We start from the raw sequence: 8,582 nt of genomic DNA, 5'->3' as shown, positions 1-8,582 counted from the left end.
ACGGGCCCTGCCCGCCAGACCACGGGCCGGCCCGGCCGCCCGCCGGCCACAGGCCCCGCAAGGCGCCGCAGCGCATGCCCGCGCCCAGGGCAACCTCGGCTGGAAGGACATGGGCATTACGCCTTATCATGCGCACCTTCCATGACATCGACACACCCCACCCACCCATGCCGCACCCGACGGGAAGGTTTCCGCGCTTCCCCGGCGGCATCGCCCCGGTGCAACGGGACCTGCCCCCCTGGCGGCGCAGCGTGCCGCTGCGTTGAAGCAACCTGCCTGCACCCTGTAGCGTCGTCACGCAGCCCTGGCGCGACCTGCCTGCGTGTTGCAGCGACGTCCCGCAGACGCGCAGGGACGTCACTGCAATGCGCAGGGACATCCCTATGCAGCAGGGCGACGTCCCTGCAGGCTGCAGCGATATCCCTTTGCGGTGGAGTGACGTCACTTTGCTGTGAAGTGACGTCACTTTACGGTGGAGTGACGCCACTCCATTCCGCAGCGACATCCCTTCACGCTGCAGCGACATCCCTCCACGCCGCAGCGACATCCCTCCACGCTGCAGCGACGTCCCTCCACGCCGCGGCGACGTCCCTCCACGCTGCAGTGTCGTCCCTCCAACCTGCAGCGATGTCACCTCAACCCGCCGCGACATCCCCGCACTCCGGGCCCACATCGCCTTCCTCGACCGCGTCATCGCCTCGCCCTGGCACGCCGCCCCCGTGGCAGACCGCATCGTGCCGCCGGGTTGCGGCAGGCGCCCGCTGCCTTCGCGGCGCATCCTCCGTGGGCCCCGCACCATGGCGCACCCATGACGCCATCACCCCGACATCCGCCGTGATGCCGCCCGGACGCGGCTCGCCGACGCGCTTGCCTCGCGGGCACCGCCGACGCCTCGCCGCCATCCTCCGGCGAGCAGATGTTCCCTGCGCCGCACCCCGCCGTGGGGCGCGCAGGGTACGCCCGGCGCCCCGCACCACCCTTTTTTCAAGACCAGGAACACGCCCATGATCCGCAACTACTATCTGCCCAAGGACGAAAGCAGCCGCGCCGACCTGCTGGAACATCTGGCCCTCCGGCTGCCCGACTACCTGGGCACCCTCGAACTTACCGACGTGGAGCTCGACGCGCTCCGGGCCGACGCGCTCGCCTATCGCCACACCCTGGCCGCGACCCTCGCCGCCCAGGCCCACGCCCGCCAGTGGACCGCGTTCAAGAAACAGCAATTCGACGGCAAGGCCAGCCCGCTCCCTTACCCGGACGGCGCCGTCACCCTCGACGCCGTGCCCGATGTGCCGGCGGGCATCATTCCGCGCCTCGCCCGCCTCGTGGCGCGCATCAAGACAGCCCGCAATTACACCGAGGGCATCGGTCACGAACTCGGCATCATCGGGTCGACCCGGCGCGCCGACACCGAGCGCGCCAAGCCCGTCCTGAAGATCGCCCTTCACGCCGGGCGACCGGTGATCCGCTGGACCAAGAACATCGCCGACAGCCTCGAGATCCACGGAGACCGGGGCGACGGCCAGGGCTTTGCCCTCCTCACCATCGCCCACACCACCCGCGTCCCCGACCCCACGCCACTGCCCGCCGGTTCCGCCACCTGGCAGTACAAGGCCATCTACCGCTTGAAGGACGAGCAGATCGGCAACTGGAGCGACATGGTGAGCATTGCGGTGGGTGGGTAAGACCGCCAGGGCGCGCCCCCACAGCCTGGGCACTCACCCCCACGCGGCCCCCGGAGCACCTGTCCGCAGACCCCGGATGCACCGAACGGGAACTACCCCGCCCGCCGATGACCGCCCCACCTGCCACGCCATCCGGCCCACCCGCAGGCCACGACCGGCAGGTTCGGACGCACAAAAGCAAAAAGCCCTTGGATCACCAAGGGCTTTTTGCTTTGTAACAATGGCGGAAAGGGAGGGATTCGAACCCTCGATACGGCTAAACCGTATACCGGATTTCGAGTCCGGCGCATTCGACCACTCTGCCACCTTTCCGCTCGAAGCGCCGGATTATAGACACTCCGCCGGAAAAAGCCAGAACTTTATGCAGGTTTTGCGGTGCGGGCGGTAAATTCGTCGTAGGCACGCACGGCTTCGGCCGCGTACATCAGGCTCGGGCCGCCGCCCATGTAGGTGCAGATGCCCAGGGTTTCCATCAGCTGCTCGCGGGTCACGCCCAGGCGGATCAGCGCCTTGACGTGGAAACCGATACAACCGTCGCAACGGGCCGAAACGCCGATGGCCAGCGCGATCAGTTCCTTCTCGAGGGCGGTGAGCGCCCCCTCCTTCATCGCCTCCTTGGCCATCACGCCGAAACCCTTCATGGTCTCGGGGATTTCGGCACGCAGGGCTTCCATGCCCTTGCTGAGGTCGCCGGTGATCTGGACGAAGGACTTGCTGCTCATGTTTGCCACTCCTTTTATTAGATTTCCCTAATATACAGGATCGGCAATCCAAGGAAAACCGCCGGCATCAAACCGGCGGCAATTTGTCTCAGCTGGCGGGCTGAAGCACCGTGATGCCCCCCATGTAGGGCTGCAGGACGGCCGGCACGCGCACCGAGCCGTCGGCCTGCTGGTAGTTCTCGAGCACCGCGACCAGGGTACGCCCCACCGCCAGGCCGGAGCCGTTGAGGGTGGCGAGGGTTTCGTTCTTGCCCTGGGCGTTCTTGAAGCGGGCCTGCATGCGGCGGGCCTGGAAGCTCTCGAAGCACGAGCAGGAGGATATCTCGCGGTAGGTGTTCTGGGCCGGCAGCCAGACTTCCAGATCGTAGGTCTTGGCGGCAGAGAAACCCATGTCGCCAGAGCACAGCACGATCTTGCGGTACGGCAGTTCGAGCTTCTGGAGGATCGCCTCGGCGTGGCCGGTGAGTTCTTCCAGCGCGTCCCAGGCCTTTTCGGGCTGCTCGATGCGGACGAGCTCGACCTTGTCGAACTGGTGCTGGCGGATCATGCCGCGGGTGTCCTTGCCGTAGCTGCCGGCTTCGGAGCGGAAGCACGGGGTGTGGGCGACGAACTTCAGCGGCAGCTGATCCAGCGGCACGATCTCGTCGCGGACGATGTTGGTCACCGGCACTTCGGCGGTCGGGATCAGGTAGAACTTGCCGCCGTCGGCCTTGGGCACGGAGAACAGGTCTTCCTCGAACTTGGGCAGCTGGCCGGTGCCGAACATGCTGGCGGCGTTGACCATGTACGGGGTGTAGAGCTCGGTGTAGCCGTGCTCGGCGGTGTGGGTGTCGAGCATGAACTGGGCGAGCGCGCGATGCAGGCGGGCCAGGCCGCCTTTCATCAGCGAGAAGCGGGCGCCGGAGATCTTCACCGCGGTCTCGAAATCCAGCCCGCCCAGGCGGGTGCCGATGTCCACGTGATCGCGCACTTCGAAGTCGAAGCTCGGGATGGTGCCCCAGCGGCTGACTTCCACGTTGTCTTCTTCAGACTTGCCGGCCGGCACGCTGTCGTGGGGCAGGTTGGGAAGCCCGGCGACGAAGGCGTTGAAGCGCTCCATCAGCTCGGCCAGGGCCACTTCGTTGGCCTTCAGCTCGTCACCGATGCCGGCAACCTCGGCCAGCACCGCGGAGGCGTCCTCGCCCTTGCCCTTGAGCTGACCAACCTGCTTGGAGAGGGTGTTGCGGCGGGCCTGGAGTTCCTGGGTACGGGTCTGGCGCGTCTTGCGCTCGTCCTCGAGGGCCTGGAAGGCGGCAACGTCGAGGCTCATGCCACGGGTGGCGAGGCGCTCCGCGACGAAGTCCAGTTTGGCACGGAGCAGTTGAACATCAAGCATGACAATCCCTATTCGAATCTGAAACCGGTCAATCGATGGCGCTTCCGGCAGCGGCTTTCCGCCTGCCTGGACGGGTTGCACCGCAGCACGGCGAAACCGCTTGCACCACTAGCAGAAGTTATGAAAATCAGAAAGTTAATAGCCCAGAATTTTTAAACTTTTCTTGATTTCCGCAGCTCAAAAACCACACTTAAAGAAAGACGTACGCAGATGACGTCGCGCACCCAAACCATTGAGGAGACACCCATGTTATCGATACGCGACTGCCTGGATTACTGCGACCTCACCGACGAGGATGTCGCCATCATTGCCGAACACCACGACATCCCTGATGTCGCCGCCGCCCAGATCGCCTGCGGGCTCGTCCAGACCCGGGAAGGCACCCTGCTCCTCACCCAGTTCATGCAGGAACTTGTCGAAGAAGCAGAAGAACGCGGAGACCGCGACAAGGCGAAGCGCTTCCGGGCAGCCTGCGCACGATTCATCGCGAGCCATCCCGTCCAGACGACCCACTGATTCCGTCCTGCGCTGCGCGTGACTCGGCCTCCCGGTCGAGTTCTCGCAGGCGCGCCAGCTTTTCTCCAATCTTCGCTTCAAGCCCGCGGTCCACTGGTTGATACCAGTCGGGCCGCGCCATGCCTTCGGGCAGGTAGTTTTCGCCGGCCGCGTAGCCACCGGGTTCGTCGTGGGCGTAGCGATAGGCCTTGCCGTAGCCAAGCTCTTTCATGAGCTTGGTGGGCGCGTTGCGAAGATGGATCGGCACCGGGCGCGAAATGTCGTTGGCGACGAACTTTCGGGCCGCATTATACGCCTTGTAAACCGCGTTCGATTTGGCCGCGCAGGCCAGGAAAACCGCGGCTTCGGCCAGCGCCAGCTCGCCTTCCGGCGACCCCAGGCGCTCGTAGGTGGAGCACGCGTTGAGGCAGATCTCCAGCGCCCGCGGGTCGGCCAGGCCGATGTCCTCGATGGCCATCCGCACCAGCCGGCGGCCCATGTAGAGCGGCTCGGCGCCCCCGTCGAGCATCCGGCACAGCCAGTACAGGGCGGCATCGGGGTCGGAACCGCGGATCGACTTGTGCAGCGCCGAAATCTGGTCGTAGAAGGCTTCGCCACCCTTGTCGAAGCGGCGCAGGTTGCGCGACAGCGCTTCGTCGATGAAGGCCGGCGTGACCGGATTGATGCCGGCGGTCTCGGCCGCCGTCTGCACCTGTTCGAGCAGATTGAGGAGGCGTCGGGCGTCACCGTCGGCAAAACCGGTGAGGCGATCGCGGGCGTCGTCCTCGAAGGCGAGATCGGGGCAGGCGTGGGCGCGGGCGCGTTCGAAGAGCTCGGCCAGTTCTTCGGCGGTGAGCGGCTGGAGCACGTACACCGCGGCCCGGGACAGCAGCGCGGAGTTCACCTCGAAGGACGGGTTCTCGGTGGTCGCGCCGACCAGCGTGACCAGCCCCTGCTCCACGAACGGCAGGAACGCGTCCTGCTGGGCCTTGTTGAAGCGGTGCACTTCATCCACGAAGAGGATGGTGTGGCGGCCGCGGGTACGGGCAGCTTCGGCCTGGGTGATGGCCTCGCGGATGTCCTTGACGCCCGAGAACACCGCCGACAGCGCGGTGAACTCCGCATCGAAAGCCTTGGCCATCAGCCGCGCGAGTGTTGTCTTGCCCACGCCCGGCGGCCCCCACAGGATCATCGAGTGGGGCTTGCCCGACTGGAAGGCCAGCGCCAGCGGCTTGCCCGGCCCGAGCAGGTGACGCTGGCCGATGACCGCCGTGATGGTCTGTGGACGCATCGCCTCGGCGAGGGGCAGACGCGGCGGGTCGAGGGAGTCGAACAGATCGGCCATCGAGGGCTGCGACGGGCGCGCTTACTCGCCGACCACGTCGGCGCCCTTGGGCGGCACGAAGCGGAACAGGCCGGCATCCAGCGACGGGTTGCGTTCGATCTGGCCGAACTGCAGCGAGGTGGTCTGGCCGAAATTGTCGTGCAGCACCATCGCCTTGAGCTGGCCACCCGCAAAGCCCATGCGGATGCGCTCGAAGCTGCTGTCGTCGGACTTGGGCGTGGCTTCGACCCATTCCAGGCCGTCGGCGTCACCGGCGTCCTTCAGCACGAAGTTCTTGTCCAGCGAGTTGTCACCGGCAAGAATTGCCGCCGGCGTGTTGCCCAGGGCCTGACCGAGCTTCTTGGTGGTGACCTGGTTGAGTTCCTGATCGAAGGCCCACAGCTTGCTGCCGTCGCCCACCAGCAACTGGGCGTAGGGTTTTTCGTACACCCAGCGGAACTTGCCCGGCCGGGAGAACGCGAAGGTGCCACTGGCCTGCTGGGGCTTGCGACCCGACTTGGACAGCACCTGCTGGGAGAAGCTGCCCCGCGCGGTGCGCGTGCCATCCATGAACTGCTTGAGCTGGGCCAGCGCGTCGGCGTGGGCCTGACCGGCGACAAGCAGGCCAGCCAGGGCCAGCCCGCGGACGACGGTAGCGATTGAGGTACGAATCATCATTCTCCTTCGCGGGCGGGGGCGATCACCTCCCGGTTCCCGTTGGCGCCCATCGGCGTGACGAGGCCGGAGCGTTCCATCTGTTCGATGAGGCGCGCGGCACGGTTGTAGCCGATGCGCAGGTGTCGCTGGACCAGCGAAATCGACGGCCGGCGCGTCTTGACGACGATCTCGACGGCCTGATCATAGAGCGGGTCGGCCTCGCTGCCCTCCCCGCCTTCGCCGCCGCCGAGCAGATCGCCGCCGTCGTCTTCGGGCGACGCCAGAATGCCGTCCACGTAGTCGGCTTCGCCGGTGGCCTTGAGGTATTCGACCACCTTGTGCACCTCGTCATCCGCCACGAAGGCGCCATGCACGCGCACCGGCAGGCCGGTGCCCGGCGCCAGGTAGAGCATGTCGCCCATGCCGAGGAGCGCCTCGGCGCCCTGCTGGTCGAGGATGGTACGGGAGTCGATCTTGCTGGAAACCTGGAAGGCCATCCGGGTGGGGATGTTGGCCTTGATGAGGCCGGTGATCACATCGACGCTGGGGCGCTGGGTGGCGAGGATCAGGTGGATGCCGGCGGCCCGAGCCTTTTGCGCCAGACGGGCGATGAGCTCTTCGATCTTCTTGCCGACCACCATCATCAGGTCGGCCAGCTCGTCGATGATCACCACGATGTAGGGCAGCTTGTCGAGGGGCTCGGGGCTCTCCGGGGTGATCGAGAACGGGTTCTTGAGGGGCGCGCCGGCCTTCGCGGCCTCGGCCACGGCCTTGTTGTAGCCGGCCAGGTTGCGTACCCCCAGCGCCGACATCAGCTTGTAGCGCTTCTCCATCTCGGCCACGCACCAGTTGAGCGCATTGGAGGCGTGCTTCATGTCGGTGACCACCGGCGCCAGCAGGTGCGGGATGCCCTCATAGATCGACAGTTCGAGCATCTTCGGGTCGACCAGGATCAGGCGCACGTCGGCGGGTTCGGACTTGTAGAGCAGCGACAGGATCATCGCGTTGATGCCCACCGACTTGCCCGAGCCGGTGGTACCGGCCACCAGCAGGTGCGGCGTCTTGGCGATGTCGGCCACCACCGGCTGGCCGCCGATGTCCTTGCCCAGCGCCACGGTGAGCGGCGAGTGCATGTCGTGGTAGGCCTTGGAACCGAGGATCTCGGACAGGCGCACCGTCTGCCGCTTGGGGTTGGGGAGTTCGAGCGCCATGCAGGTCTTGCCCGGCACGGTCTCGACCACGCGGATGCTCACCACCGACAGGGCGCGGGCCAGATCCTTCACCAGGTTCATCACCTGACTGCCCTTCACGCCCACCGCCGGTTCGATCTCGAAGCGGGTGATGACCGGGCCCGGATAGGCCGCCAGCACCTTCACCTCGACGCCGAAGTCGGCGAGCTTGCGCTCGATGAGGCGGGAGGTGAATTCGAGGGTCTCGGGCGACGGCGGCTCCACGTCGTGGGAGGGCTCGTCGAGCAGCGCCAGGGGCGGCAGCGCGCCGCCGGGGAGCTCGGTGAACAGCGGGGTCTGGCGTTCCTTCTCGACGCGCACGGATTTCTCGACCTCGACGATGGCCGGCTCGATGCGCAGCGGCGGCGGCGGTGCGGCCTCTTCCTTCTTGCGCTTGGTCTCGACGACGGCCTCGCGCTTCTGGGCGACCTCGCGGCCGATGCGCCGGTCTTCGAGGGTCTGGAAACCGTTGGTGGCAAACAGCCAGATTTTTTCGAGCCCGGTGCCGATGGCTTCCGACGCCTCGACCCAGCTCACACCCGAGAACAGGCTCAGGCCGCCGGCGATCAGGGCCAGCAGGAGCAGCGTGCCGCCGGTGAAGCCGAGGTACTGGAAGGTCAGCGCGCCGAGCTCGAGGCCGATCAACCCACCGGGCTCGAGGGGCAAGGTGGCCTTCATCGAGTGAAAGCGCATGGCTTCGAGCCCGCTGCTGGCCAGCAGCACGACGATGAAACCGAACACGACCACGAAGAAGGATCGCCGGTCGGCCCCGAAACTGCGCTGCAGGCGCCGGAAGCCGATGGCCAGGCCCAAGCCGAGAAAGGCCACCCACCACCAGGCCGAGAGCCCGAAGAGGTAGAGCAGCAGATCGGACAGCCAGGCGCCAAAGCGGCCGCCAGGGTTGCTCACCCGCTCCATCTGAACGGCGTGGGACCAGCCGGGGTCGGCCTTGGAGTAACCGAAAAGCACCATGGCCACATAGCAGGCCAGCACGCCGAGCAACAGCCAGCGCGCCTCCTGTAGCAGGCTGGCGATCTTTTCCGGGAGGGGAAGCGGACGGGTGGAGGGGCGATTGAGCATGACTTGGCGATACGG

The 8,582-nt window shown here is 66.4% G+C and carries 8 protein-coding genes and 1 tRNA gene; 3 read left to right on the top strand and 6 right to left on the bottom strand.

What is annotated here, in order from left to right; all coding sequences use genetic code 11:
• Positions 1-128: 128 nt before the first annotated feature.
• Together QQK25_RS17760 and QQK25_RS17755 are read left to right on the top strand one after the other, a co-directional pair.
• The gene (locus QQK25_RS17760) at positions 129-266 is read left to right on the top strand and encodes a hypothetical protein (protein ID WP_284189127.1); all 138 of its coding nucleotides are present in this window, start codon (positions 129-131) and stop codon (positions 264-266) included.
• Between the two features lie 738 nt (positions 267-1,004).
• Positions 1,005-1,685, top strand: coding sequence for a hypothetical protein (locus QQK25_RS17755; protein WP_284189126.1), 681 nt, complete (start codon positions 1,005-1,007; stop codon positions 1,683-1,685).
• A gap of 221 nt (positions 1,686-1,906) precedes the next feature.
• Here QQK25_RS17755 and QQK25_RS17750 read toward each other — a convergent pair.
• The 3 genes from QQK25_RS17750 to serS all read right to left on the bottom strand — a co-directional run bounded on the left by QQK25_RS17750 (position 1,907) and on the right by serS (position 3,782).
• Positions 1,907-1,997, bottom strand: a tRNA-Ser gene (locus tag QQK25_RS17750).
• A gap of 47 nt (positions 1,998-2,044) precedes the next feature.
• Complete coding sequence (locus QQK25_RS17745) at positions 2,045-2,407, bottom strand: carboxymuconolactone decarboxylase family protein (protein WP_153160906.1); 363 nt, start codon at positions 2,405-2,407, stop codon at positions 2,045-2,047.
• An 88-nt stretch (positions 2,408-2,495) separates the two neighbouring features.
• A complete protein-coding gene (gene serS, locus QQK25_RS17740) occupies positions 2,496-3,782 on the bottom strand; it encodes a serine--tRNA ligase (RefSeq protein WP_284189125.1) in 1,287 nt (428 codons plus the stop codon).
• 246 nt (positions 3,783-4,028) lie between these two features.
• Between serS and QQK25_RS17735 the strand changes: the two genes are divergently transcribed.
• Positions 4,029-4,298, top strand: a complete 270-nt coding sequence (locus tag QQK25_RS17735) for a hypothetical protein (RefSeq protein WP_153160904.1) — start codon at positions 4,029-4,031, stop codon at positions 4,296-4,298.
• Here the strand turns inward: QQK25_RS17735 and QQK25_RS17730 are convergent.
• Genes QQK25_RS17730 through QQK25_RS17720 form a run of 3 tightly spaced genes read right to left on the bottom strand, consistent with a single transcriptional unit; the run spans position 4,264 to position 8,567 of the window.
• Positions 4,264-5,622: a replication-associated recombination protein A gene (locus QQK25_RS17730; protein WP_284189124.1), complete on the bottom strand. Its 1,359-nt coding sequence runs from the start codon at positions 5,620-5,622 to the stop codon at positions 4,264-4,266. The genes QQK25_RS17735 and QQK25_RS17730 overlap by 35 nt on opposite strands.
• Before the next feature lie 21 nt (positions 5,623-5,643).
• On the bottom strand, positions 5,644-6,276 hold the full coding sequence (gene lolA, locus QQK25_RS17725; RefSeq protein ID WP_306664094.1) for an outer membrane lipoprotein chaperone LolA: 633 nt from the start codon (positions 6,274-6,276) through the stop codon (positions 5,644-5,646).
• Positions 6,276-8,567 carry a DNA translocase FtsK gene (locus QQK25_RS17720; protein ID WP_284189122.1) on the bottom strand — a complete coding sequence of 764 codons (2,292 nt, stop codon included), beginning with the start codon at positions 8,565-8,567 and terminating at the stop codon, positions 6,276-6,278. The genes lolA and QQK25_RS17720 overlap by 1 nt, the downstream gene beginning before the upstream one ends.
• Positions 8,568-8,582 lie beyond the last annotated feature (15 nt).

This window comes from Zoogloea oryzae (assembly GCF_030161255.1).
Taxonomy (GTDB): Bacteria; Pseudomonadota; Gammaproteobacteria; order Burkholderiales; family Rhodocyclaceae; genus Zoogloea; species Zoogloea oryzae.
This window is presented reverse-complemented; position numbering and strand designations above follow the sequence as displayed.

Excerpts from the sequence above, each read along its gene's own strand:
- QQK25_RS17760 (WP_284189127.1), top strand. The coding sequence starts at position 129 with ATGCGCACCTTCCATGACATCGACACACCCCACCCACCCATGCCGCAC.
- QQK25_RS17755 (WP_284189126.1), top strand. The coding sequence starts at position 1,005 with ATGATCCGCAACTACTATCTGCCCAAGGACGAAAGCAGCCGCGCCGAC.
- QQK25_RS17745 (WP_153160906.1), bottom strand. The coding sequence starts at position 2,407 with ATGAGCAGCAAGTCCTTCGTCCAGATCACCGGCGACCTCAGCAAGGGC.
- serS (WP_284189125.1), bottom strand. The coding sequence starts at position 3,782 with ATGCTTGATGTTCAACTGCTCCGTGCCAAACTGGACTTCGTCGCGGAG.
- QQK25_RS17735 (WP_153160904.1), top strand. The coding sequence starts at position 4,029 with ATGTTATCGATACGCGACTGCCTGGATTACTGCGACCTCACCGACGAG.
- QQK25_RS17730 (WP_284189124.1), bottom strand. The coding sequence starts at position 5,622 with ATGGCCGATCTGTTCGACTCCCTCGACCCGCCGCGTCTGCCCCTCGCC.
- lolA (WP_306664094.1), bottom strand. The coding sequence starts at position 6,276 with ATGATTCGTACCTCAATCGCTACCGTCGTCCGCGGGCTGGCCCTGGCT.
- QQK25_RS17720 (WP_284189122.1), bottom strand. The coding sequence starts at position 8,567 with ATGCTCAATCGCCCCTCCACCCGTCCGCTTCCCCTCCCGGAAAAGATC.